At 33.5% G+C, this 25,557-nt stretch carries 22 protein-coding genes; 17 read left to right on the plus strand and 5 right to left on the minus strand.

The window, feature by feature from the left end:
* Positions 1–53: 53 nt before the first annotated feature.
* The 13 genes from H0I26_RS11215 (at position 54) to H0I26_RS11275 (ending at position 15,832) form a co-directional block, all read left to right on the plus strand.
* Complete coding sequence (locus H0I26_RS11215; RefSeq protein WP_411268252.1) at positions 54–1,358, plus strand: anthranilate synthase component I family protein; 1,305 nt, start codon at positions 54–56, stop codon at positions 1,356–1,358.
* Between the two features lie 87 nt (positions 1,359–1,445).
* On the plus strand, positions 1,446–1,799 hold the full coding sequence (locus tag H0I26_RS11220; RefSeq protein WP_218698736.1) for a four helix bundle protein: 354 nt from the start codon (positions 1,446–1,448) through the stop codon (positions 1,797–1,799).
* Between the two features lie 17 nt (positions 1,800–1,816).
* On the plus strand, positions 1,817–3,157 hold the full coding sequence (tilS, locus tag H0I26_RS11225) for a tRNA lysidine(34) synthetase TilS (RefSeq protein ID WP_218698738.1): 1,341 nt from the start codon (positions 1,817–1,819) through the stop codon (positions 3,155–3,157).
* The gene (locus H0I26_RS11230) at positions 3,154–5,541 is read left to right on the plus strand and encodes a protein-disulfide reductase DsbD family protein (protein WP_218698749.1); all 2,388 of its coding nucleotides are present in this window, start codon (positions 3,154–3,156) and stop codon (positions 5,539–5,541) included. The genes tilS and H0I26_RS11230 overlap by 4 nt, the downstream gene beginning before the upstream one ends.
* Positions 5,542–5,587: 46 nt before the next feature.
* Positions 5,588–7,210 (plus strand): adenine deaminase, encoded by a 1,623-nt coding sequence (gene ade / locus H0I26_RS11235; RefSeq protein WP_218698751.1) that lies wholly within the window; start codon positions 5,588–5,590, stop codon positions 7,208–7,210.
* A 546-nt stretch (positions 7,211–7,756) separates the two neighbouring features.
* Positions 7,757–8,716, plus strand: a complete 960-nt coding sequence (locus H0I26_RS11240) for a YheT family hydrolase (RefSeq protein ID WP_218698753.1) — start codon at positions 7,757–7,759, stop codon at positions 8,714–8,716.
* 65 nt (positions 8,717–8,781) lie between these two features.
* Positions 8,782–10,659 (plus strand): CocE/NonD family hydrolase, encoded by a 1,878-nt coding sequence (locus H0I26_RS11245; protein WP_218698755.1) that lies wholly within the window; start codon positions 8,782–8,784, stop codon positions 10,657–10,659.
* Positions 10,660–10,705: 46 nt separating this feature from the next.
* A complete protein-coding gene (locus tag H0I26_RS11250) occupies positions 10,706–12,241 on the plus strand; it encodes a YifB family Mg chelatase-like AAA ATPase (protein ID WP_218698757.1) in 1,536 nt (511 codons plus the stop codon).
* Positions 12,242–12,306: 65 nt separating this feature from the next.
* Complete coding sequence (locus tag H0I26_RS11255) at positions 12,307–12,669, plus strand: hypothetical protein (protein ID WP_218698766.1); 363 nt, start codon at positions 12,307–12,309, stop codon at positions 12,667–12,669.
* A 5-nt stretch (positions 12,670–12,674) separates the two neighbouring features.
* Positions 12,675–13,400 (plus strand): hypothetical protein, encoded by a 726-nt coding sequence (locus H0I26_RS11260; RefSeq protein ID WP_218698768.1) that lies wholly within the window; start codon positions 12,675–12,677, stop codon positions 13,398–13,400.
* 100 nt (positions 13,401–13,500) lie between these two features.
* Positions 13,501–14,001 carry a hypothetical protein gene (locus H0I26_RS11265; protein WP_218698770.1) on the plus strand — a complete coding sequence of 167 codons (501 nt, stop codon included), beginning with the start codon at positions 13,501–13,503 and terminating at the stop codon, positions 13,999–14,001.
* Positions 14,002–14,010: 9 nt separating this feature from the next.
* Positions 14,011–14,712, plus strand: coding sequence for a hypothetical protein (locus H0I26_RS11270; RefSeq protein ID WP_218698772.1), 702 nt, complete (start codon positions 14,011–14,013; stop codon positions 14,710–14,712).
* A 295-nt stretch (positions 14,713–15,007) separates the two neighbouring features.
* Positions 15,008–15,832, plus strand: a complete 825-nt coding sequence (locus H0I26_RS11275) for a sensor histidine kinase (RefSeq protein WP_256935112.1) — start codon at positions 15,008–15,010, stop codon at positions 15,830–15,832.
* A 14-nt stretch (positions 15,833–15,846) separates the two neighbouring features.
* Here H0I26_RS11275 and H0I26_RS11280 read toward each other — a convergent pair whose 3' ends face one another.
* The 4 genes from H0I26_RS11280 to H0I26_RS11295 all read right to left on the minus strand — a co-directional run bounded on the left by H0I26_RS11280 (position 15,847) and on the right by H0I26_RS11295 (position 20,454).
* On the minus strand, positions 15,847–17,217 hold the full coding sequence (locus H0I26_RS11280; RefSeq protein ID WP_218698774.1) for an aldehyde dehydrogenase: 1,371 nt from the start codon (positions 17,215–17,217) through the stop codon (positions 15,847–15,849).
* 143 nt (positions 17,218–17,360) lie between these two features.
* Complete coding sequence (locus H0I26_RS11285) at positions 17,361–18,056, minus strand: RluA family pseudouridine synthase (protein ID WP_218698776.1); 696 nt, start codon at positions 18,054–18,056, stop codon at positions 17,361–17,363.
* A 43-nt stretch (positions 18,057–18,099) separates the two neighbouring features.
* Complete coding sequence (panB, locus tag H0I26_RS11290; RefSeq protein ID WP_101018337.1) at positions 18,100–18,918, minus strand: 3-methyl-2-oxobutanoate hydroxymethyltransferase; 819 nt, start codon at positions 18,916–18,918, stop codon at positions 18,100–18,102.
* A 114-nt stretch (positions 18,919–19,032) separates the two neighbouring features.
* Entirely contained in the window at positions 19,033–20,454 is a 1,422-nt protein-coding gene (locus H0I26_RS11295) for an L-serine ammonia-lyase (RefSeq protein WP_218698778.1), read from the minus strand.
* Between the two features lie 179 nt (positions 20,455–20,633).
* Between H0I26_RS11295 and dnaK the strand changes: the two genes are divergently transcribed.
* The 4 genes from dnaK to cmk all read left to right on the plus strand — a co-directional run bounded on the left by dnaK (position 20,634) and on the right by cmk (position 24,970).
* On the plus strand, positions 20,634–22,529 hold the full coding sequence (gene dnaK / locus H0I26_RS11300; protein ID WP_101018339.1) for a molecular chaperone DnaK: 1,896 nt from the start codon (positions 20,634–20,636) through the stop codon (positions 22,527–22,529).
* Between the two features lie 238 nt (positions 22,530–22,767).
* The gene (locus H0I26_RS11305; RefSeq protein ID WP_218698789.1) at positions 22,768–23,715 is read left to right on the plus strand and encodes an NAD(P)H-dependent flavin oxidoreductase; all 948 of its coding nucleotides are present in this window, start codon (positions 22,768–22,770) and stop codon (positions 23,713–23,715) included.
* A 12-nt stretch (positions 23,716–23,727) separates the two neighbouring features.
* Complete coding sequence (locus tag H0I26_RS11310) at positions 23,728–24,159, plus strand: hypothetical protein (protein ID WP_218698791.1); 432 nt, start codon at positions 23,728–23,730, stop codon at positions 24,157–24,159.
* Between the two features lie 115 nt (positions 24,160–24,274).
* Positions 24,275–24,970 (plus strand): (d)CMP kinase, encoded by a 696-nt coding sequence (gene cmk, locus H0I26_RS11315; protein ID WP_218698793.1) that lies wholly within the window; start codon positions 24,275–24,277, stop codon positions 24,968–24,970.
* A gap of 79 nt (positions 24,971–25,049) precedes the next feature.
* Here the strand turns inward: cmk and H0I26_RS11320 are convergent, their stop codons facing one another.
* Positions 25,050–25,430, minus strand: a complete 381-nt coding sequence (locus tag H0I26_RS11320; protein ID WP_218698795.1) for a LysM peptidoglycan-binding domain-containing protein — start codon at positions 25,428–25,430, stop codon at positions 25,050–25,052.
* Positions 25,431–25,557: the final 127 nt, after the last annotated feature.

Below are 25,557 nucleotides of genomic sequence, written 5' to 3' on the forward strand. Positions count from 1 at the left end.
ACTAAAATACTCGTTTTTTTTAACATTTCTGTTTAACTTTACACAACATTTTTATAGTGAGAACAACGACAAAACATAAACTGACTAATCCTGAGGACTTCAAGCAAAATTTATTGTCTTGGAGTCAGCAATTTGATGATGTCGTTTGGTTGGATTCTAACCAATACCAACAGCAGTATTCTAGCTACGATGCCGTTTTAGCTGTGGATGCCTTTACAGGGTTTCAAACGGATTATAAAAATGCGTTTGAACAGTTTAAAGAATACCAAACGTTGGCTAACGACTGGGTTTTTGGTTATTTGTCTTACGATTTAAAAAATGATGTAGAGCATTTAAAATCTGCTAATTATGATGGTTTAGCATTTCCTGATTTATATTTTTTTCAACCTAAAAAAATCTTTTTAATTAAAGGTGATACTGTCGAAATCCAGTATTTAAAAATGGTGGATGATGAAGTGGAAATGGATTTAAATGAAATACGTCAGTACAAGGACAAAGGACGTGGCAAATTGCCGAATGAAAACGCCCCAATTAAAATTGAACTTAGAATACAAAAAGAGGCGTATTTTGATAAGATTAAAACCATGCTTGGTCACATACACAGAGGTGATATTTACGAAGCTAATTTTTGTCAAGAGTTTTATGCAGAGGATACCGTTATAAATCCGTTAGAGATTTATAATAAACTCAATACCATTTCAAAACCTCCATTTGCGACGTTTTTAAAGCTAAATGATAAATATCTGATGTCGGCGTCACCAGAACGTTACATTAAAAAAGAGGGCACTAAAATTATATCGCAACCTATAAAAGGTACCGCAAAACGTGAGGACGATTTTATATTGGATTCTATTTTAAAAAACAACTTAGTTTCGGACCAAAAGGAGCGTAGCGAAAACGTGATGATTGTAGATTTGGTGCGTAATGACTTATCGCAAACCGCAACAAAAGGGAGTGTAAAGGTCGAAGAGTTATGTAAGATTTACACCTTTGATCAAGTGCATCAAATGATATCTACAGTAACCTCTCAGGTGGCCGAAAACACGCATCCAATAGATATTATTAAAAGTACGTTTCCAATGGGAAGTATGACTGGAGCTCCAAAAATTTCGGCAATGAAAATTATTGAAACTTTAGAAGAAACCAAACGCGGGTTATATTCTGGTGCAGTCGGCTATATTTCGCCAACAGGCGACTTTGACTTTAATGTCGTTATCCGAAGTATTTTATATAATGCCAGTAATAAATACGTGTCATACTCAGTTGGAGGCGCTATTACTGCAAAATCAGATCCTTTAAACGAATATGAAGAATGTTTGCTTAAAGCTAAAGCGATGAGGACGGTTTTAGAAGGGTGAATCTGATATCAGGGAAAAGGCATTAGGCAAAAAAAAGGCAAATGTTTTAAGTATTACGAAAAGATCAAAAAAACGTAAATTTGTTAAATGAAGAGTTATAGAGATTTGATAGTTTGGCAAAAATCAGTAGATATGGTAACTCATGTTTATCGCTTAGTGAAGCTATTTCCTGAGGATGAAAAGTATGGATTAACTTCGCAAATAAAAAGAAGCGCTATCTCTGTTTCATCTAATATAGTAGAAGGTTATGGTCGTAATTACACCAAGGAATATATTCGGTTTTTAAATATTTCTACAGGATCATTATACGAAATGCAGACACAGTTGCAAATTGCAATTAATTTAGATTTTTTAAAAAGCAACGATTTAAATGATGTTAATGGCCTGTCTTTACAAATAGAAAAAATGCTTAATGCTTTAATCAAAAAGTTGGCAGTATAATTTATGCCTTTTTACTTATGCCTTATAACTTAAAAGAACACTTCCAAAATCACATTAACAACACGCTTCCTTTTCTTAAAAAGAGCAAACTATTACTTGCTATTTCAGGAGGTTTGGACAGTGTTATTTTAACGCATTTATGTAAACAATCTGATTTAGATATTACAATGGCACATTGTAATTTTAATTTACGAGGTACTGAAAGTGATGGTGATCAAAAATTTGTTTTGGATTTAGCTGATAGCTTAAATTTAGAAGTGTTTATTGAGAATTTTGATACTAAGGCTTACGCCGAAAGTAATAAGGAATCCATCCAAATGGCAGCAAGAACATTGCGTTATGATTGGTTTCAGGAGTTAGCAGCACAGTTGGGTTTTGATTATATTTTAACTGCCCATCATGCGGATGATAATTTAGAAACTTTTTTAATTAACCTGACTCGAGGAACAGGTTTAGAAGGTTTAAAAGGGATTCCGGAAGTAAATGATAATATTGTAAGACCATTGTTGCCATTTTCTAGAGAAACTATCGCGGATTTTGCAGTGTCTAACAAAATAGAATGGAGAGAAGATAGTAGTAATGCATCTACAAAATACTTGCGTAATAAGTTAAGACATGATGTTATTCCGGTTTTAAAATCTTTAAATAGCAATGTTTTAACCAATTTTAAAAACACATTAAACAACCTTAATGATACAGCAGATATTGTAGAAGAAAGTGTGCAAGCGGTTTTAAAACGTGCAATAATTGATATTGATGATACCCAAATAAGTTATAAAATATCAGAGTTTATTAAAGTCAGCAATCCTAAAGCATATCTATTCGAAATATTTAAAGATTACGGATTTACCCAATGGACAGATATTGTTAATTTGTTGACTGCACAAAGTGGAAAGCAAGTGTCTTCTGCCACCCATCAATTACTTAAAAATAGAGAGACTTTAATTTTAAGTGAATTAAAAACGGAGGATAGTCAGCATGAAAATGAAGGGTCTGTATTAATTACTAATTTTGAAAACGAGGTAGATGTGTCGTTAGGCGTTTTGTCTTTTGAAACCACAGAAAGTATAGAGAAATCGGATACCTCGACGGTGTTTATTGATAAAGAAACGTTAAAATTACCATTAACTGTAAGACATTGGGAGGAAGGCGACTATTTTTACCCTATTGGCATGCAAGGAAAAAAGAAGTTAAGTAAATATTTTAAAGATCAAAAACTATCTTTGTTAGCCAAGAAAAAGGTTTTATTATTGTGTAGTCAAGATAAAATAGTTTGGGTTATTAATCATCGTGCAGATGACAGATTTAAAGTAACCAATCAAACCAAATCAATACTAAAAATTAAATTATCAAAATGAAGTATATAACCGCTTTTATACTATTTTTTATTACTGCGTTTACTGTTAATGCACAAGTATTAAAACCTGTAAAATGGACCACTGAAGTCGAAAAAATATCTGACACAGAATACAATTTGACTTATAATGCTACTATAGACAACCATTGGCATGTCTATTCTCAGACTTTACCTGAAGGAGGCGCAATTCCTACTGAGTTTTTTTATCAGGAAGATGTTTTAAATACAGATTTTGAGTTAGTTGGTAACGCTGTGGAAAGTGAGAGTATCACTGAGTTTGATAAAGTATTTCAAATGGAGTTGTCTTATTTTGATAATGCAGCAACATTCACTCAAAAAATAAAGGTTACAAATCCAAATATCTCTTCGATTGAGGCTGAAATTAGCTTCCAAGCGTGTGATGACACAAAATGTATTTTTGAAAGCGAAATTGTAACGTTTCAGTTAAAAAAAGAAAAGCAATCTAAAATATTTGATCCTGTAAAATGGACGTCGGCAATAAAAAAGGTAAACGATACTGATTATGAGTTGGTTTATACTGCAACGTTAGAAGACAAATGGCATATTTATTCTCAGAATAATACGGAACCAATGGGACCTATTCCAACTGAGATTACTTTTAAGGATAACGAGAATAAAGATTATAAGACTATTGGTAAGCTAGAGGAGTCTCAAACTATTACAAAGTATGAAAATGCGTTTGCAATGGATGTTACTTATTTTGAAAAACAAGCAATATTCACTCAAAAAATAAAAGTACTAAATCCTGGGATTAAAAAAATTGAAGCGGAAGCATATTATCAAGCTTGTGACGACGAAAAATGTTTGGCGCCAACGACATTTCAATTCATAAATAATCTTGATGGAAGCCAAGGTCTTGTGGAGACTTTAGCTATTGATCCACAAGATTTAGAAAAATCAAGAGGACTTAGTTTAGGTGTTACTGGTTGGGATAAATACAAAAAGGAAGAGGTTAAAGAAGAGACTAACTTCGGAATATTTGTCCTTGGATTTATCGGAGGTTTAATAGCTTTATTAACGCCTTGTGTCTTTCCAATGATACCTTTAACGGTTTCATTTTTTACAAAAAGTGCTGAGAATTCTCAAAAGGGATTAGCCAACGCGATCATTTATGGGCTTTTTATTTTAATCATATATGTGTTATTATCATTACCATTTCACTTTTTAGATTCATTAAATCCAGAAATACTAAACACGATATCTACTAATGTGACGTTAAATATTATTTTCTTTTTGATTTTAGGTTTTTTCGCATTTTCATTCTTTGGATTTTACGAGATTACTTTACCTGCATCATGGGGAAATAAAATGGATGAAACATCGTCTAGAATAGGTGGTTTTATCGGTATCTTTTTTATGGCGTTGACCTTAGCAATTGTATCTTTTTCTTGTACCGGTCCTATTTTGGGGTCATTATTAGCAGGCTCGCTAACAAGTGATGGTGGCGCTATGCAATTAACAGCAGGAATGAGCGGTTTTGGATTAGCTTTAGCTTTACCGTTTACATTGTTTGCAATGTTTCCAAAATGGTTAAACTCATTACCTAAATCTGGAGGTTGGTTAAATTCAGTTAAAGTGGTTTTAGGGTTCTTAGAATTAGGGATGGCATTTAAGTTTTTATCAAATGCAGATTTAGTTAAACATTGGGGACTTTTAAAGCGTGAAGTATTTATCGGTATTTGGATTATAATCGGAATTGGTCTATTGCTTTATTTATTAGGGAAAATTAAGTTTCCGCATGATAGTCCACTAAAAAAGTTAAGCTTTAGTCGCATATCATTTGCTGTTCTAGTGGGAGCATTTGTTATTTATTTAATTCCTGGCTTGACTAATACAAAATATGCTAACTTAAAATTATTGAGTGGTTTCCCTCCACCTTTACCATATAGTCTTTATGAAAAAGATAGCGATTGCCCGTTAGGTTTAAATTGTTATAAGGATATAGACCAAGGTCTTGCAGCAGCAAAAGAAGAAAATAAGCCAATCATGTTAGATTTTACAGGTTGGGCATGTGTCAACTGTAGAAAAATGGAAGAACAGGTTTGGAGTCAAGATGCTATTTATCAAACCCTAAAAGACGACTATATTATTGTGTCTTTATACGTGGATGACAGAAAAGAATTACCAAAAGAGGAACAGTTTAAATTTGTCAAAGCCAATGGTCATTTAAAAAATATTAAGACTATTGGAGATAAGTGGGCAACATTACAAACGTTAAATTTCCAAAATAACTCACAACCATTCTATGTTTTGGTTAATGATAAAATGGAGCTTTTAAACCATACAACAGCGTATACCCCGAGTGCTGACCAGTATCTTGAATGGCTTAAAGAAGGATTAGAAAATTTTAAAAAAATAAATTAAAAATCCTGCAATAGCGGGATTTTTTTTTACTGTTATATAGTACAACATGAAAACAATACAAGGACAAATAGTAGACATACAAAACAAGCGTATTTTTAGTGGAGAAATCACTGTTAGCGTGGGTAGAATCACCTCTATTACAGAAAAAGAACACGATAATAAGCATTATATTTTACCCGGTTTTGTAGATGCACATATACATATAGAAAGCTCAATGTTAGTCCCATCAGAGTTTGCAAAAATAGCAGTTAAACACGGTACGGTATCTACGGTTAGTGATCCGCATGAAATTGCGAACGTATTAGGTGTGACAGGAGTGGAGTTTATGATTGAAAATGGTAAGAAAACACCGTTTAAATTTAATTTTGGAGCACCAAGTTGTGTGCCAGCAACTACTTTTGAATCGGCTGGAGCAGTTATAGATTCTGACGATATTAAAACCCTTATGGCTAATCCAGATATTAAGTATCTAGCCGAAATGATGAATTACCCCGGCGTGTTGTTTGATGATGAAGAAGTACTTAAAAAAATAGCTTGGGCAAAACACTATAATAAACCCGTAGATGGTCACGCACCTGGTTTACGAGGTGATGACGTTACTAAATATATCAATGCAGGAATTAGCACAGATCACGAATGTTTTACCTATGACGAGGCATTAGAAAAGCTTCAAAAGGGAATGAAAATCTTGATTAGAGAGGGTAGTGCTGCCAAAAACTTTGAAGCTTTAATAGATTTATTACCTGAGCATTATCAAAACATGATGTTTTGTAGTGACGATAAGCATCCTGACGATTTATTATTAAACCATATAAACGCCCTTTGTTCTAGAGCAGTGGCAAAAGATATTGATGTGTTTAAAGTGTTGCAAGCAGCTTGTGTCAATCCTGTAAAACATTATAATTTAGAGGTTGGATTATTACAAAAAGATGATATTGCAGATTTTATTATTGTTGAAGATTTAAAAGATTTTAAAACATTACAAACGTATATAAATGGTGAGTTAGTGTTTGACAATGGAACGTCTTTAATTAAGCACGTAGATTTTGAAAATCTTAATAATTTTGATACCGAAATTAAAACGGTTGAAGACTTTAAAGTCGAAAGTACAGCCAAACAAATACGCGTCATTGAAGCTTTAGAAGGACAGTTGGTAACTAATCAATTAATTGAAGAAGCAACAATCTTAAACGGAAATTTAGTATCAAATACAGTTACTGATGTCTTAAAAATGACAGTAGTTAACCGTTACAAGAACGACGAGCCAGCGTTAGCGTTTATTAAAAACTTTGGATTAAAGGAAGGTGCAATTGCAAGTTCTGTGGGACATGATTCTCACAATATAATTGCGGTAGGTGTTAACGACGAAGCCATTTGTAAAGCAGTTAATGTAATAATTGAAAATAAAGGTGGTATTTGCGCGGTGTCTGATACGGATCAAAAAATAGTATCGCTTCCTGTTGCTGGAATTATGAGTGATAAAAATGCTGAAACTATTGGGCACGCTTACGCGGAATTGGATGCGTTTGCTAAACAATTGGGTACAACATTAAATGCGCCTTACATGACCTTGTCTTTTATGGCATTATTAGTTATTCCTTCACTAAAATTAAGTGATAAAGGCTTATTTGATGGAGGTAAATTTGAATTTACAAGTTTAGAGGTTTAGTGTTTTCACTGTAGCTCTACAGTTGTCATTTTGAGCGCAGTCGAAAACTTGAGAGTTTAGGTTTTATAACATTTCAACTGCACTCAATGTAACAGTTTTAAAATAAGTGTTACTTGAGTAGTTTAACAATTGTCATTTTGAGCGCAGTCGAAAACTTGAGAGTTTAAGTTTTATAGCATTTCGACTGCGCTCAATGTGACCGTTTAAAAATAGTTATTATTTGAGTAGCTTAACAATTGTCATTTTGAGCACAGTCGAAAAACTTGAGAGTTTTGGTTTTATAGCATTTCGAAAGCGCTCAATACGACAGTTTAAAAATAAGTGTGACTTGAGTCGCTTAACAGTTGTCATTTTGAGCGCAGTCGAAAACTTGAGAATTTAAGTTTTATAGCATTTCGACTGCGCTCAATGTGACGGTTTTTGAAATAATTGTTATTTTACTAGCTCTACAATTGTCACTTTGAGCGCAGTCGAAAACTTGAGACCTTAGGTTTTATAGCATTTAGACAACGCTCAATGTGACAGAATTAAAAAAAAAAACAATAAATGCCAATCTTAAAAACCACATACAAACCCAAATTGATATTCAGAAATGGGCATATCTCAACGATCTATTCAGGTGTATTACGTAAAGTAGATGGCGTGACTCAGAAACGTGAACGTATTACTTTACCAGATTCTGATTTTATAGACTTAGACTGGAGTTATGCTAGTAGTAAGACTAAACAACTACTAGTGATTTTACACGGTTTAGAAGGTAATGCACAACGCCATTATATGCTAGGATCGGCTAAGATGGCTAACCAAAATAATATGGATGCGGTTTGTGTCAATTTTAGAGGGTGTAGTGGAGAGGTAAACAAAACCTTTCAATCGTATCACTCAGGAAAGACTGACGACTTAACTTCAGTTATAAACCACATTACGACTCAGTTTGATTATGATACGATCTACCTAAATGGATTTAGCTTGGGTGGTAATGTTATTTTAAAATATTTAGGAGAAACATCAGATTTACCAAAACAAATAAAAGCAGCGGTAACAGTTTCTGTTCCTGTTTATTTAAGAGGGTCTTTAGAGTGCTTAATGTCATCTAGAAACTATGTGTATTCCAAGAAGTTTTTAAGAGATTTAAGAGGTAAGCTATTAGAAAAACAACAATTGTTTCCTCAAAAAATAAACAATCAAGATTTGAGTGCTGTCAAAACTTTAAAAGATTTTGATGATGTATATACCTCAAAAGCACACGGGTTTAAAGATGCTTATGATTATTATGAGCAATCTAGTAGTTTGCAGTATTTAAAACACGTTTCAATTCCTACTTTACTAATAAATGCACAAAACGATTCGTTTTTATCAAAAGAATGTTACCCAATTAATGAAGCGGAACAAAACCCTAATTTTTATTTAGAAATGCCTAAATATGGTGGACATGTTGGTTTTTATGATGAACAAAACGTGTATTATTCGGAAAAACGAATGCTTCAGTTTTTTACTGATTTATAGAGTACAACTCTAGTTTCAATTTAGTTATAAAATACCTATCTTTAGTTTTTTAAAATCAAAAATTAATGAAACGTATCCTTCTTTTATTAGCCATAACGCTAGTATTTTCGTCTTGTAAAGACCAACTAAAATTAGACACTACCACCACCGAAAAAGCAAAAGACACTTTTATTGTTGCAGAACATTACAATAAAAAAGAAGTCTCTATTGCTATGCGTGATGGTGTAAAATTACACACCACTATTTATTCGCCTAAAGATACCTCTAAACAGTATCCAATTTTAATGCAACGTACACCTTACAGTTGCAGACCTTATGGAGATGCCGCGTTTAAATCTAAAATAGGACCTAATCAATATTTAATGAGAGAAGGTAATATTATAGTGTATCAAGATGTTAGAGGACGTTGGAATAGTGAAGGCGTTTATGATAACATGAGACCGTTTATACCGAATAAAACAGGCAAACAGTTTGATGAGGCTAGTGACACGTATGACACTATAGATTGGTTAGTAAATAATGTAGATAATACTAATGGTAATGTAGGGACTTGGGGAATTTCTTATCCTGGGTTTTATGCGACTTATTCTACATTATCTGGGCATCCTGCTTTAAAAGCAGCTTCTCCTCAAGCTTGTATTAGTGATTTCTTTTTTGATGATTTTTTCCATAACGGTGCTTTTTTGTTAAGCTACTGGAGAGCAACGACTCTATTTGGTTACATGAAAGATAAACCAACAACAAAAGCTTGGTACGAGTTTCCAAAAATAGGAACAGAAGATCAATACCAGTTCTTTTTAGATGCAGGACCACTTAGCAATTTAAATACATATTTTAAAGGTGATAATGTTTTTTGGAATCAAATTCAAAGCCATCCAAATTATGATGAATTCTGGCAGAGTAGAGGTATTCTACAACATTTAAAAGATATTAAACCAGCGACGCTAGTCGTAGGAGGTTTATTTGATGCTGAAGATTTATATGGACCATTTAATACGTATAAATCCATTGAAAAAAATAGTAAAAACTATAACGGTGTTGTCTTTGGACCCTGGAGTCATGGGGATTGGGCAAGAAGTAATGACCGTCAAGTAGTGGGTAATATTCATTTTGGTGATAGTATTTCTGATTACTTTCAGAAGAATATCGAAACTAAATTCTTTAATCATTTCTTAAAAGAAAAAGCAGATGGTACAGTGGATTTACCAGAAGCCCACTTTTTTAATACAGGAACTAAACAATGGTCAGATTTTACGGCTTGGCCACCAGAAAACAGCGTTAAAGAAAGCTATTTTATGCAACCAGATCAACATTTAACGCAAAAAGCAAATCGTGTGATAACGACTAGCGATTTTATTAGTGATCCAAAAAAGCCAGTACCATACACGGAAGATATAAAAGTGGTATTTACACCACGAAAGTTTATGACCGACGATCAGCGTTTTGCATCAAGACGTCCTGATGTTTTGACTTTTGAAACTGAAGTTTTAGAAAACGACATCACTTTAGCTGGAGAGATTTTAGCTAAATTACAAGTGTCAACAACGGGTACATCTGCCGATTGGATTGTTAAAGTTATTGATGTTTTTCCTGCTGACACAGAAAACACAGAGGATGTGCAGGATCATTTAAAACTAAGTAATTACCACATGCTAATTAGAAGCGAAACTATGCGTGGGCGTTTTAGAAATAGTATGACTAATCCAGAACCTTTTGAGCCAAACCAAAAAACAGCGGTAAATATTAAATTGCAAGATGTGTTACATACCTTTAAAAAAGGACATAAAATACAAGTGCAAGTACAAAGTACATTTTTTCCTTATATAGATATTAATCCACAAACGTATGTCGATAATATTTTTGAAGCAAAAGCATCCGATTTTAAGGCACAAACACATAAAGTTTATAACGATTCTGCAATAGAGTTTTCAGTTTTAAAGTAATGTCTTGAATCTTTTTCCTACTTTTAGTATCTAAACCAACCATTTTATGCTAAGAAAAGTTTTTGGAAGTGCGGTCTTTGGCGTTGAGGCTACGACAATAACAGTAGAAGTTAATATAGATAGTGGTATCGGCTACCATCTTGTTGGACTACCGGATAATGCCATTAAAGAAAGTAATTTTAGGATTGCAGCAGCGCTACAAAATAATGGGTATAAAATTCCTGGAAAAAAGATAATTATCAATATGTCACCAGCAGACCTTCGTAAAGAAGGTTCTGCTTATGACTTGACGTTGGCAATGGGGATTTTAACGGCGTCTAAACAAATTGCAGCAGATAATTTGGAAGACTTCTTAATCATGGGAGAATTATCCTTAGATGGAAGCTTACAACCTATTAAAGGGGCTTTGCCAATTGCAATTAAAGCAAGAGAGGAAGGTTATAAAGGTTTTATATTACCTATCCAAAATGTAAAAGAAGCCGCGATTGTTGACGGATTGGAAGTGTATGGTGTAGAAAATATTAGTCAAGTCATTAGATACTTTGACAAAGGTGAGCCTTTAGAACAAACCATCATTAATACACGAGAAGAGTTTGAAAAGAACTTAGATTTTCCTGAATTCGATTTTAGCGATGTCCGTGGGCAAGAAAGTATCAAACGTTGCATGGAAATTGCAGCAGCGGGAGGACATAATATTATTTTAATAGGGCCTCCTGGAGCAGGAAAAACAATGTTAGCCAAACGTTTGCCTAGTATACTGCCTCCAATGACCTTACATGAAGCTTTAGAAACTACAAAAATACATAGTGTCGTGGGGCGTGTTAAAGATACAGGTTTAATGTCTCAAAGACCGTTTAGAAGTCCACATCATACTATTAGCGATGTTGCTTTAGTCGGTGGTGGGGCATATCCACAACCAGGAGAAATATCGTTATCACATAATGGCGTTTTGTTTTTGGATGAATTACCCGAATTTAAACGAGGTGTTTTAGAAGTCATGCGTCAACCATTGGAGGATAGAGAAGTGACTATTTCTAGAGCTAGATTTACAGTAACGTATCCCTCTTCTTTTATGTTAGTTGCTAGTATGAATCCAAGTCCTAGTGGTTATTTTAATGATCCAAGTGCACCTGTAACCAGTAGTCCAGCCGAGATGCAACGTTATTTAAGTAAAATATCAGGACCGCTTTTAGATAGAATAGATATTCATATAGAAGTGACACCGGTACCTTTTGAAAAATTATCTGAAGAACGTAAAGGCGAATCTTCAGTAGATATAAGAAAACGGGTGACTAAAGCCAGAAAAATACAAACGATCCGTTTTGAAACATTTGATAATGTACATTATAATGCACAAATGTCTACAAAGCAAATCCGAGTGTATTGCAAGCTAGAAGAGGCTTCCAAGCAGCTTTTAAAAACAGCTATGGAACGTTTAAACCTTTCAGCAAGAGCGTATGACAGAATTTTAAAGGTGGCTAGAACGATTGCTGACTTAGAAGAAAGTACAGCGGTGAAAGGGACTCATATTAGTGAGGCTATACAGTACCGAAGTTTAGATAGAGAGGGTTGGTTGGGATAAAATATTTCTTGTTTGATAGATTTTCTGTACATTCGTGCCCAAGCTATTAACCAAATTTAAAAAAAATGACAAAACCAACTGGAATAATCACAGCTAAGGAAGCTGTAGAATTAAGTGATGCGTGGACTAAACTACGCCAAGATGCTAACAATACTGCTGCGGGTCAAGAAGATAATAGATCATCATGGTTTTCAATCGACGACATGGAGGCTTTTATTAAGATGATAAAAGAAGAAAATCCTTTTGTAAACGGTGTTAGATGCTATTTAGGAGTAAATCAAATTTCTAAAATCAATCCTAACGGACTTACAACTGTTTTGATGGTGCCTACAGAGAGTAAAGGCGGAAAGAATCAGGATATAATAGATGCCAATGGTATGGATAGGGGAGATGCAGGTATGCCTCCAGGACAAGGTTATCCGAACTAATAATTATGGAAGAGTTCCTGAAAGGTAATTATAGTATATTAACTAAATTATTTATTTTAGTAACAGTTGTTTCTGGTCTTATTTCATTTAAGAAATATAAAGGAACACCTGTTACTTTCTTTATAAAAATATTAATATATCTTTTTATTATTGAGTTAGTTGGTTGCTATCCTTTATTTTATAGTACTTTTAAATTTTTAGAACCTATTTATAATTCAGTTTTTAGACAAAACTATTGGTGGTATACTATTGCGTTTGATTTGATAGCAATTGTATTGTTTTCAATTTTGTTTCAGAAGATTATATGTAATAAGCTTTATGTTATGATTTTAAAGTATAGTACTTATGCTTTTGTATCATTTTCCATATTATATATTATTTTTCATCACGATATTTTTTTCATTCAGTTTTTTCCGGTAATTCAAATAACAGGAGCAATCATAATTTTAAGTTGTAGTATTTTTTATTTTATAGAGTTATTGTTAAGTGATCATATTTTACACTTTTATAAATCTGTTTATTTCTATATCGCGATCTCCATTTTTATATGGTGGATTGTTATAACTCCACTAACATTCTACGATGTCTATATAGTCGGAAGTGATTGGAATTATATAATATTAAAGTGGCAAATATATTTATCCCTTAATTTTATGATGTATACAACATTTACCATCGGCCTTTTAGTATCAAAACCAGAAGACTTAATTAAATTAGAGTCCCAAAAATAATCAATTTTATTTTGTAATACATTAATTTATAGAGTGTAAGAATGTTGTCTGAGTTTTTTTTAGTACATTTAAAACGCTATTAATTTACTAAAAAAAACAAATGAAAAATTTAGGAACTCTAATCCTAGGAATTATTCTTGGGGCATTACTGATGTATTTTTATTTTAATATGTCTAATAAAGGAGATGGAACTACCGCCATTATCAAACCAAAAGGAGTCATCACTCCAGCTGAAGCAAAAGTATTAGATACGACTTTCAATCTAAGACACAAATTAATTAGTGATAGTATTGTTATTAGGCCAGATAATAGGTCGAGTTGGTGGTCTTTAGATGATATTACAAATTATTTAGAGTATTCTAAACATAAAGCAGATAGTTTAGGATATGCTATGAGTGGTGTTAGAGTTTATTTGGGCGCTTATCCTGAAGAAAATGGGCAAGTAGGCTACACAACGATGTTTATGGTTCCAACAGGTTCCGAAACGCAGGTAAACGAAGGTTTTAAATTTGAAGCTATAAATAATGAGGATCTTACAGGTATTGGTCCTTTAAATATGGGGACAGGGGGTAATCCACCAAACTCAAATTATCCTCAATAATAAATTGATTTGGAGACGTTTTTAAGACAAAATTACGGAGCAATAACACATGGTGTAGAGTTATTAGCGGTATTAGTTGGTTTATTTTGTTACAAAAAATTTAGATTAACTGCAGCTAGGTATTTTATTTTCTTTTTGCTTTATGTTTTTACTATAGATTTAATTGGAGAATATCCTAATTTTTATGATCAAATAGAATGGCTGTCTATTATAAGGTATTCTAAATTTCACTATAATTACTGGTTGTTTACAGTATTCTATATTTTAGGTAGTATTTTGTTTTTTATGTTTTATTATAGTAAAATATTAAAGAATAAGACGTACCAAACAACTGTAATAATAATCGGGAGTGTCAATTTTATTATTGCTGTTATTTATATAGTATTTAATATAGATGCCTTTTTTATTAAATTTTTACCTTTACTTAATGTTTTAGCTTGCATTTCTATCCTAGTGGGCACTATTTTTTATTTTATTGAATTATTACAAAGCAATAAGATTTTGAATTTTTATATTTTTTTAGATTTTTATATAAGCATAGCGTTATTTTTTTGGTGGATAGTTACAACTCCAGTCATATTTTATGGTGTTTATAATTCTTTTGAAGATTTAGATTTTGTATTATTAAAGTGGCAAATATTTTTATTTTCAAATGTATTGATGTACTTGATTTTTGCTTTTGGACTTTTAATTTCTAAAACAGAAAAATAACTTTAAATAATAAAGGATTAAATTAAATGAATGAACGCGTTTTTATATTCCTATTACTTGTTTATTGACTAAATACTTTTAGTTTTATGTATTGAAAAAGTATAAGTATAGTTTAATCTGGGCATGTATTTTTTGTGCCTTTTTATTAGTGAGAGGTGGTTAAGTCTTTATTAGTGTAACAGGAGTGAGGATGGAGATTTCGCAAATTTATAACGACGTGTATTATTATTTACTGATATATTTATGTATACTTGTTTTTGTATAGGACAAATAGCTTCCAAACCTAATTTTAATCATGACTAACTTTTTATTTTTTTTGCAAACACCTCAGGTGTCTACAACAGCAGAACGCTATTTACTGATATACATGATTGGCGTTTTAATAGTGGTTACCACTTTGGTTATTTTATTTTTTATTGTGTTTCAAAAAAGAAAAAATAAGTTGCTCTTAGATCAAATCGTGCAACAACAAGCTTTCGATAAAGAACTGTCCAATGCGCAGACCGAAATACAAGAACAGACCCTTAAAAATATTGGTTGGGAGCTTCATGATAATGTAGGGCAGTTGTTAGCGGCAGCAAGTATGCAGCTTAATATTTTAAAAACTAAAGTGGATGAAGAAACTAGAGAACACTTTTCTGAAGCGTCAGACTATGTCAAGCAAAGTCTTAAAGAAGTAAGAATGTTGTCACGCTCTTTAAACAACGAAGTTATTTTAAATATAGGGTTTGAACAATCAATTACTAATGAGTTAAACAGATTAAAGAAAATGAAGTTTGCGTCTGCAGAGCTTCAAGTGAAAGGTGATATTGTGCCTTTCAATAACAAAAAACACGAAATTATTATATTTAGGATATTACAAGAGTTTTTCTCTAACACCGTTAAATATTCTGAAGCTAAAAATCTTAACGTTACGCTTCATTATTTAAAAGAGCAATTACTAGTAGAGGCTAAGGATGACGGAATAGGTTTTGACATGACTACCATAGAAGAAGGCTGTGGATTATTAAACATGAAAAGCCGTGCAGAACTTATAAATATGTCTTACAAACTGTCTTCTACAATAGGAGAAGGTGTGAAATTAGAATTGGCATATCCTCTTGGTACGCTTTCTGAGTAGTAGTAACGGGTCAATTACAACCAGTTTAATACTTTTTTAACAAGCTTTAATTTTCCGTTATAAGGCGCGTAACGTACTGTTATATCTAACCAATTTGCTTTTTTGACCACTCCTTTTTTATGGCTAAACGTGTCAAAAGTATAGTGTCCATGATAAGCCCCAAGACCACTATTTCCAACACCTCCAAACGGTAATCTATGATTAGCAAAGTGTACAATGGTGTCATTGATACAACCCCCTCCAAAAGAGAATTTTTGTATTAATTGTTTCGCTTTCGCGGAATTTGTGCCAAACACATACAAGCTTAAAGGTTTGTTATAAGATAAAATAATAGCTTCTAATTCCGAATCATTTTGATAAGAAATCACAGGAAGAATAGGACCGAATATTTCGTCTTTCATCACTTCGCTATCAAGTGTCGGATTGTCAATAACAGTAGGCGCGATGTATAACGTATCAGCATCTGTTTGTCCTCCAATAATACAGTTTTGATTGATTAGCATTTTAGATAAACGCTCAAAATTTTTAAGGTTTATAATACGTGCAAAATCTTTAGATTGTTGCGGTGTGGTAGAATATGCTAGTTCAACCTCATATTCCATAGCTTTATAGAACGCGTTTTTTTTAGAGTCGTGAATCAAAATATAATCAGGAGCTATACACGTTTGTCCTGCATTAACAAATTTACCCCAAACAATGCGTTTTGCGGCTAGTTTAATATTAGCAGTATCATCAATAATACATGGGTTTTTTCCGCCTAATTCTAAAGTGGTTGGTGTTAAATTAACAGCAGCAGCTTTGGCTACAATTTTACCAACGCCAACACTACCTGTAAAGAAGATATAATCCCAGCGTTGCTCTAATAATTTGGTAGAGGTATCCACACCACCTTCTACAACTGTAACATGCTCTGGTTTAAATACTGTTTTAATAATGTCACTAATTAAGGCCGAAGTATGTGGCGTTAATTCGCTTGGTTTTACAATCACAGTGTTTCCTGCAGCAATAGCACCAATTAAAGGTGCTAATGCTAATTGGTAAGGATAATTCCATGGTGCGATAACTAAAACACTTCCATAAGGTTCTGCGTACAAATAATCAGAAGACGGAAAGTTTAACAATGCAGGAAATACACGTTTAGGCTTAGCCCATTTATTTAGTTTTTTAATCGTGTGTTTTAAATCCTGAATAACAATAGCTGTTTCTGTTAAGACAGATTCGAATTCTGGTTTTTTAAAATCGTTGTATAGCGCAGCAGTAATGTCTTGTTCTCTTGCTACTAATTGATTTAAAAGTGCTTTTAATAGTGTTTTCCTAAAGGTGATGCTTAACGTTTCACCTGTTTTAAAATAACTTTTTTGATCGTTTAGTAATTCCGGAATCATGCGTATGTTTTTATATAAAGGTAATGTATTTTATTGTTTTGCTATTGTTGCGTTAGTGGTAGTAATGGCATCCTTTTTTTGCTGGCATAAATGGCAAAAAAAGATATATTGGATAACACGACCCTTGTGGTAACGCCCTTAAATTATAGACAAGCGTCCCAAATAGCATCTTTTGGTAAAGGTGCAGTTATGTTTAGATTGTCTTGAGAAACAGGATGTGTAAATTTGATGTTTCTGGCGTGTAAACTAATACTAGCATCTTTATTACTGCGATCAAATCCATATTTTAAATCGCCTTTTATGGGACAACCAATAGTAGAGAGTTGCGCGCGTATTTGATGATGGCGTCCCGTTTCTAGATTAACTTCTAACAGATAATAATTATCTAATGTTTTGATTGTTTTGTAATGCAGAATGGCTTTTTTACTTTCTGGAATTTCCTTTATATAAGCGGTTGACTTATTATTTTTAGGGTTCTTCTTTAGCCAATGGATTAAAGTATCTGCTTCTTTTTCTGGTTTATTTTTAACTAAAGCCCAATAGGTTTTAGAAATTTCTTTGGATACAAATAGCTTATTTAAACGGGGTAGGGCTTTACTTGTTTTTGAAAAGATAACCAAACCTGTAGTTGGTCTGTCTAAGCGGTGTACGGTCCCTAAATAGACGTTGCCAGGCTTGTTGTATTTGTGTGCAATATATTCTTTAACAACATCACTTAATGGTTTGTCTCCCGTTTTATCGCCTTGTACAATATCTCCTGCACGTTTATTTACGACGATGATATGATTATCCTCGTAGATGACTTGTAGGTTGTCTTTATTTGAAATTATTTTGGACACAAATTATAAGCTAAAAGCCAATAGCAATAAGCTAAAAGCTAAATTAATACTGTTCTTTATCACTAGGGAAGTCACCACTTTTGACATCTTCTCCGTATTGCTTCATAGCATTAGTCATGTCTTCGTAAAGATTCATGTAACGACGTAGAAATCTTGGATTAAACTCGTGTGTCATTCCAATCATATCATGTGTAACTAACACTTGACCATCAACACCAGCACCAGCACCAATTCCGATAACAGGAATAGAAACACTTTCTGCAACTTCTTGCGCTAATTTTGCAGGTATTTTTTCTAATACAATTGCAAAACAGCCTGCTTTTTCTAACATTAAAGCATCTTCTTTTAGCTGAATAGCTTCTTGGTCTTCTTTAGCACGTACGGTGTAAGTGCCAAATTTGTATATAGACTGAGGCGTTAATCCTAAATGTCCCATGACAGGAATTCCAGCATTTAAAATACGCTTGATAGATTCTTTAACTTCTTTACCACCTTCCATTTTTACGGCATGTCCACCAGACTCTTTCATGATTCTAATTGCAGAGCGTAAGGCTTCTTTAGGATCACTTTGGTAACTTCCAAAAGGTAAATCGACAACCACTAAAGCACGATGTATACCACGTACTACGGAAGAGGCATGATATATCATTTGATCTAAAGTAATTGGTAGTGTTGTTTCATGACCCGCCATTACGTTACTTGCAGAATCACCTACTAAAATAACATCTGTACCAGCACCATCAACTATTTTGGCCATAGTATAATCGTAAGCCGTTAACATGGAAATTTTCTCTCCATTTTTCTTCATTTCTACTAAAGACTTAACAGTTACTCTTTTATATTCTTTTTTTGCTACAGACATATTTTTATAGTTTAATATATATTGTAAAAATACTAAAATTAGTACTTATACTAAAGGCTTAATTCTTTTTTAGGATAATACTAGAATTCATTTTTTTTGTCTAACGTCTTAATCCTAACAATCAGATAGACTTACACGTACTGCTAAACCACCTTCAGAGGTTTCTTTATATTTAGTATTCATGTCTTTTGCGGTCTCCCACATGGTGTCTACCACTTTATCTAAGGGCACTTTGACATTTTTTGGATCTGTATCTAAAGCTAATTCTGCTGCATTTATAGCTTTGATGGCTCCCATACTGTTACGTTCTATACATGGAATTTGTACTAAGCCACCAATAGGGTCACAGGTTAACCCGAGGTGATGTTCCATAGCAATTTCTGCAGCAATCATGACTTGTTCTGTAGAGCCGCCCAATAAATCACATAAAGCTGCTGCTGCCATAGCAGAAGAGACTCCAATTTCGGCTTGACAACCTCCCATTGCAGCACTAATTGTTGCGCCTTTTTTAAAGATGCTTCCAATCTCGCTAGCAACTAATAAAAATTGTTTGATTTCTTTAAAACCAGCGTCATGGTTTTCTATAACCAAATAGTACATTAACACAGATGGTATTACACCAGCACTTCCGTTAGTTGGTGCAGTAACGACACGACCAAGAGCAGCATTAACTTCGTTTACTGCCAAAGCAAAGCAGCTCACCCATTTTAAGATTTGTCTAAATTTGACTTCACTATGTCTAATACTTTCTAACCATTCTTGTGGTGTAGTGTAAGGGACTTCTATATTCAAACGTTTGTGCGTATCAAACGCACGTCTTCTCACATTTAGTCCTCCAGGTAAATTACCTTCCGTATGACATCCTGTAAACATACAGTCTAACATGGTGTCCCAAATACGGTGTAACTCAAAATCTATTTCTTCGTCCGTTCTAAGAGAGCGTTCGTTTTCTAGAACAATTTCTGATATCGTTTTGTTTTCACTTTGACAAAAGGCTAACAGCTCGGTAGCTTTATCAATAGGAAAAGGGAATTCTTTTTTAAGTTCTTTATTTTCGGCATCCACCGTACGTTCTTCTTTAACAACAAAACCACCACCAATGGAGTAGAAGGTAGAGGTGTGAATTTCATTTTCAGCGAAAGCGGTAAATTTAATACCGTTAGAGTGAAATGGTAAAAAAGCGCGGTTAAAGACGATGTCTTGCTTTTTATCAAAAGAGATAATACGTTCGTTATTTAGTACGAGTTTCTCCGTATTGCTAATAGACGCTATGATAATATCAATAGTATCTGTGGGTATTCTTTCTGGATCAGCACCACTTAGACCTAGCATAACCGCTAAATCTGTAGCATGACCTTTTCCTGTTAGAGACAATGAACCGTATAAATCTATACGGACGCGTTGTACACTATCAAAAAGGTTTGCTGCTTTAAGTTCATAAAGCCAACGCTCTGCAGCACGCCAAGGGCCTAAAGTATGAGAACTAGATGGGCCAACACCAATCTTTAGCATGTCAAAAACAGAAATACACTCCATATTACGAAATCGTTTAAGTATTAAGCGACAAATATAGTTTTTTGCAACAGATATAAAAGTTAAAAGGGTGTTGATATTTAATTAGATTCTGCCATCATGTCAGTCCGATTGTCTTGGCATAATCATTGACTTACTGATACCGTAACAATTACAATACAAAATTTAAATTATATAAAATTATGAGTAAGATTATTGGAATCGATTTAGGAACAACAAACTCTTGCGTTTCTGTAATGGAAGGTAATGAAGCAGTTGTGATCCCAAACGCAGAAGGTAAACGTACAACACCTTCAGTTATCGCTTTTGTTGAAGGAGGCGAAATTAAAGTTGGTGATCCAGCAAAAAGACAGGCAGTAACTAACCCTACAAAAACTGTTTATTCAATTAAACGTTTTATGGGTAACAAGTATTCTGAGTCTAAAAAAGAAGCAGAACGTGTACCTTACAAAGTAGTTAAAGGTGATAATGATACACCACGTGTAGACATTGATGGTCGTTTATATACGCCTCAAGAATTATCAGCTATGATCCTTCAAAAAATGAAGAAAACTGCTGAAGACTATTTAGGTCAAGATGTAACTGAAGCAGTTATTACTGTACCCGCTTATTTTAATGACTCACAACGTCAAGCAACTAAAGAAGCAGGAGAAATTGCAGGTTTAAAAGTACGTCGTATCATAAACGAGCCAACAGCAGCAGCTTTAGCTTACGGAATGGACAAGAAAGGTACGGACCAAAAAATAGTAGTATTTGATTTTGGTGGAGGAACACATGATGTATCTATCCTTGAATTAGGAGATGGTGTATTTGAAGTGTTATCTACAGATGGAGATACACACTTAGGTGGTGATGATGTTGATCAAAAAATTATTGATTGGTTAGCTGACGAATTTAACGGAGAAGAGGGTATTGATCTAAGAAAAGATCCAATGTCTTTACAACGTGTTAAAGAAGCAGCAGAAAAAGCGAAGATTGAATTATCTTCTTCTGAACAAACAGAAATTAATTTACCATATATTACAGCTACTGCAAGTGGACCAAAACACTTAGTGCGTTCATTAACACGTTCTAAATTTGAGCAGTTAATTGACGATTTAGTAAAACGTACTATCGCCCCTTGTCAAACAGCATTAAAATCTGCAGGTTTATCAAAATCTGATATTGACGAAGTTATTTTAGTAGGTGGATCTACACGTATCCCAGCAGTACAAAAAGCAGTAGAAGCATTTTTTGGAAAAGCACCTTCAAAAGGCGTTAACCCGGATGAGGTTGTATCTTTAGGAGCAGGTATCCAAGGTGGAGTATTATCAGGAGATGTAAAAGATGTATTACTTTTAGACGTAACACCTTTGTCATTAGGTATCGAAACTATGGGTAACGTATTTACTAAGTTAATTGAAGCAAATACAACGATCCCAACTAAAAAGTCTCAAGTATTCTCTACAGCAGCAGACAACCAACCTTCAGTAGAAATTCATGTTTTACAAGGTGAACGCGCTATGGCTGCAGATAACAATACAATTGGACGTTTTCACTTAGATGGTTTACCACCAGCACAAAGAGGAGTTCCTCAAATTGAAGTAACTTTTGATATTGATGCTAACGGAATCATTAAAGTGTCTGCAGGAGATAAAGCCACTGGAAAAACACAAGATATTCGTATCGAAGCATCTTCAGGATTAACTGAAGAAGAAATTAAGCAAATGAAAGCTGATGCTGAAGCAAATGCTGAATCAGATGCTAAAGCAGCTGAAAATGCTAAGACTTTAAACGAAGCTGATTCTATGATTTTCCAAACAGAAAATCAATTAAAAGAATTTGGTGAGAAATTATCTGATGATAAAAAAGCACCAATCGAAGCAGCTTTAACAGAATTAAAGGCGGCTTACGAATCTAAAGATGTAGCAGTTATTGCTCCAGCATTAGAAAAAATTAACGAAGCTTGGAAAGTAGCAAGTGAAGAAATGTACAAAGCACAAGCAGATGGACAAGCTGGTCAACCAGCACCTGATGCAGGAGCAGATACAACTGAAAACAGTGATGTTGAAGATGTAGATTTCGAAGAAGTAAAGTAATAACGTCTTTCTGAACTGGTTTCAGAATCATATTATATAAAAACGCAATCATTAATTTGATTGCGTTTTTTTTTTTGTTTAAGATTTATAGAATGTTCCGTATTAAGGCTTGACGTTAATAGCTAAATCTTGGGTGTTGTAAATACTTAATGAATACTTCAATCTAGTAATTCAAAAAAAAACTATGCATGCATAGTAAATTATTGTTTATATTTGTAAGTATAACAATACTTGAAAAATGGAAACTAAATTAACTCAGCTTTTAAATATAAAATATCCAATCATACAAGCGCCAATGTTTTTGGTGTCTAACGTAGCAATGGTTACAGAAGGTATGAAAGCCGGAATAGCAGGATGTATCCCTGCGCTTAATTATAGAACATTAGATCAGTTAAGGTCTGCTATAATAGAATTAAAGGCTAATAAGGTAGAAGGAGGATCATTTGGTTTTAACTTAATCGTTAATAAATCAAATATTAAATATAAAGAACAACTTAGGGTACTGTGTGAAGAGGGGTGCGATTTTATTATCACATCTTTAGGGAGTCCTGAAGAAACAATTAAACAAGCACATAAAGTTGGTATTAAAGTGTTTTGTGATGTTACTGATTTGCGTTTTGCTAAAAAGGTAGAACAACTTGGTGCAGACGCGGCAATAGCTGTTAATAATGAAGCTGGTGGACATAGAGGTAACTTAACCCCTGAAGAGCTAACCAATCAGTTAAGTAAAGCATTAACAATTCCGGTTATATCTGCAGGAGGTGTTGGTTGTAAAGCAGACATTGATAAAATGATAAGTTATGGTGCAGAAGGTGTATCTGTAGGAAGTCCATTTATTGCTTCTATAGAAGCGGGAGTGACTGATGAGTATAAGCAGGCTTGTGTCGATTATGGAGAAAAAGATATCATCATGACAGAACGTATTTCTGGTACACCATGTACGGTTATTAATACGCCATATGTTCAGAAAATTGGAACGAAGCAAACTTGGATAGAGCGTGTTTTAAATAAAAACAAAAAACTTAAAAAGTGGGTTAAGATGATTCGTTTTTCAATAGGGATGAAGGCTACAGAAAATGCAGCTAAAAAAGCAACTTATAAAACCGTTTGGGTTGCAGGACCAAGTATTGAGCACACTAAAGCAGTATTGCCAGTTAAAGATATCGTTGCTCATCTAACAGTGTAATAACTGGGAGTCATGTCTAAAACGTCTAGATCAGTTAAAAGACTTGTTATCGCCATAGTTCTAATTTTTGTTTTAATAGTTAGTGGCGGATTTTATGCTTTAATATATGAAAGTAAAAAAGAGGTCTCTGAAGACGAGCGCTATTCTAAAGTTTTAAATAGAGCTTTTAAGCTTAAAGATGTGGCCACAATACGTTGGAATGCCACTAACTTAAGATTTAGAAATTATAGTTTAGTTTTAAATGAAGCTTCAGAGTATGATACTCCAGATGTTAAGTCGGTGAAAGTATATAAATCAGGAGATCCCATTACTTTTATTTCAGCAAAGTCTTATTCTAGTTTACATGTTGGTACAACATATTATCTCATTGGACGTGATACTTTAAATACAGGGGAGGTTGTAGAGTTTGAGTATTATTATACAGGAGGTGTACCACCATTTTAATAGTAATAACTATTCTATAGACTAATATTGTAGTAAATGTGATTATAAAACCACCCGATGCCGACCTTATAGTTCCGAATTATAATTCCTATTTTTACATTCTAAAACAAAACAAGTGCAAAATATTACCATAGCCATAGACGGTTTTTCATCAACAGGAAAAAGTACAGTAGCAAAGCAATTAGCTAACCACTTAGGTTACATTTATGTAGATACTGGTGCCATGTATAGAGCAGTTACTTTATATACGATGCAGAATGGTTGGATTGATAAAGACCAATTTGATGTGGTTGCTTTGGTTTCTAATTTAGATAAGATTACGATTAGCTTTACATTTAATCCAGCTTTAGGATTTGCAGAAGTCTATTTAAACGGCGTAAATATAGAAAGAGAAATTAGAACACTAGAAGTCTCTAGTTATGTGAGTAAAGTTGCAGCGATTCCAGAAGTACGTTACCAATTGGTAAAACAACAGCAGCAAATGGGGAAGGACAAAGGTGTGGTTATGGATGGTCGTGATATTGGAACAGTTGTGTTTCCTTATGCTGAATTAAAACTGTTTATGACAGCATCTGCAGATAAGCGTGCCACAAGACGTTTTGAGGAATTAATAGGTAGAGGAGACGATGTTAAATATGAAGCTGTACTGCGTAATGTTCAAGAGCGTGACTATATAGATTCACATAGAGAAGATTCGCCTTTAGTAAAAGCAGACGACGCTATAGAGATTGATAATTCTGATTTAACCTTAGAACAACAATTTGATGCCGTACTTAATTTAGTTAATAAAACGCTAGGTGATTTAGCCTAATTAAATTGTAGGGCATAAAAAAAAAGCGAATTGTTGGCTTTCGCTTAACAATCCGCTTTCGTAATGTGTTATTAAATTCCTATAAATTAGGAATTTTTAATTCTTGATCTACATTGATCATATCAGGATTCTTTAAAATATCCTTGTTAGCTTCAAAAATAGCAGTGTATTTTGCTGCGTTACCGTAGTAATGTTTAGCAATTTTACCTAAAGTGTCACCACCTACAACAGTATGTTTTGCATAAAGACTCTCGTCAGCAACATCAATGTTTGCTAAAATGTCAGAAGGACTATCACCACCTGCACTTTTAATAGCGTCCCACATTAAATTTTTCTCATATTGTGTAGCAGCCGTTCCTTTAACTTTTAATACACCATTTTCTTCAGTAATGTCACCATTAGCGATTTTTAATTTCTCTCCTAAGTCAAGTACACCTTGATATTTTGCTCTTAAAGCCATAAATATTTTGTTTTTAATTGTTAATTCTTCATTAAAGATAGTAATTAAAATAGCAGTTTGAAAAACTAAAATTAAATTTATAACAGGTTTAGATTAAGTGTTTGATTTATCGGTTGAAATACATAAA

It is taken from the genome of Olleya sp. HaHaR_3_96 (assembly GCF_019278545.1).
Taxonomy (GTDB): domain Bacteria; phylum Bacteroidota; class Bacteroidia; order Flavobacteriales; family Flavobacteriaceae; genus Olleya.

What these genes read in the sequence shown, in the direction of transcription:
- H0I26_RS11220 (WP_218698736.1), top strand. Translation starts at nt 1,446, where the DNA reads ATGAAGAGTTATAGAGATTTGATAGTTTGGCAAAAATCAGTAGATATG.
- tilS (WP_218698738.1), top strand. Translation starts at nt 1,817, where the DNA reads ATGCCTTATAACTTAAAAGAACACTTCCAAAATCACATTAACAACACG.
- H0I26_RS11230 (WP_218698749.1), top strand. Translation starts at nt 3,154, where the DNA reads ATGAAGTATATAACCGCTTTTATACTATTTTTTATTACTGCGTTTACT.
- ade (WP_218698751.1), top strand. Translation starts at nt 5,588, where the DNA reads ATGAAAACAATACAAGGACAAATAGTAGACATACAAAACAAGCGTATT.
- H0I26_RS11240 (WP_218698753.1), top strand. Translation starts at nt 7,757, where the DNA reads ATGCCAATCTTAAAAACCACATACAAACCCAAATTGATATTCAGAAAT.
- H0I26_RS11245 (WP_218698755.1), top strand. Translation starts at nt 8,782, where the DNA reads ATGAAACGTATCCTTCTTTTATTAGCCATAACGCTAGTATTTTCGTCT.
- H0I26_RS11250 (WP_218698757.1), top strand. Translation starts at nt 10,706, where the DNA reads ATGCTAAGAAAAGTTTTTGGAAGTGCGGTCTTTGGCGTTGAGGCTACG.
- H0I26_RS11255 (WP_218698766.1), top strand. Translation starts at nt 12,307, where the DNA reads ATGACAAAACCAACTGGAATAATCACAGCTAAGGAAGCTGTAGAATTA.
- H0I26_RS11260 (WP_218698768.1), top strand. Translation starts at nt 12,675, where the DNA reads ATGGAAGAGTTCCTGAAAGGTAATTATAGTATATTAACTAAATTATTT.
- H0I26_RS11265 (WP_218698770.1), top strand. Translation starts at nt 13,501, where the DNA reads ATGAAAAATTTAGGAACTCTAATCCTAGGAATTATTCTTGGGGCATTA.
- H0I26_RS11275 (WP_256935112.1), top strand. Translation starts at nt 15,008, where the DNA reads ATGACTAACTTTTTATTTTTTTTGCAAACACCTCAGGTGTCTACAACA.
- H0I26_RS11280 (WP_218698774.1), bottom strand. Translation starts at nt 17,217, where the DNA reads ATGATTCCGGAATTACTAAACGATCAAAAAAGTTATTTTAAAACAGGT.
- panB (WP_101018337.1), bottom strand. Translation starts at nt 18,918, where the DNA reads ATGTCTGTAGCAAAAAAAGAATATAAAAGAGTAACTGTTAAGTCTTTA.
- H0I26_RS11295 (WP_218698778.1), bottom strand. Translation starts at nt 20,454, where the DNA reads ATGGAGTGTATTTCTGTTTTTGACATGCTAAAGATTGGTGTTGGCCCA.
- dnaK (WP_101018339.1), top strand. Translation starts at nt 20,634, where the DNA reads ATGAGTAAGATTATTGGAATCGATTTAGGAACAACAAACTCTTGCGTT.
- H0I26_RS11305 (WP_218698789.1), top strand. Translation starts at nt 22,768, where the DNA reads ATGGAAACTAAATTAACTCAGCTTTTAAATATAAAATATCCAATCATA.
- H0I26_RS11310 (WP_218698791.1), top strand. Translation starts at nt 23,728, where the DNA reads ATGTCTAAAACGTCTAGATCAGTTAAAAGACTTGTTATCGCCATAGTT.
- H0I26_RS11320 (WP_218698795.1), bottom strand. Translation starts at nt 25,430, where the DNA reads ATGGCTTTAAGAGCAAAATATCAAGGTGTACTTGACTTAGGAGAGAAA.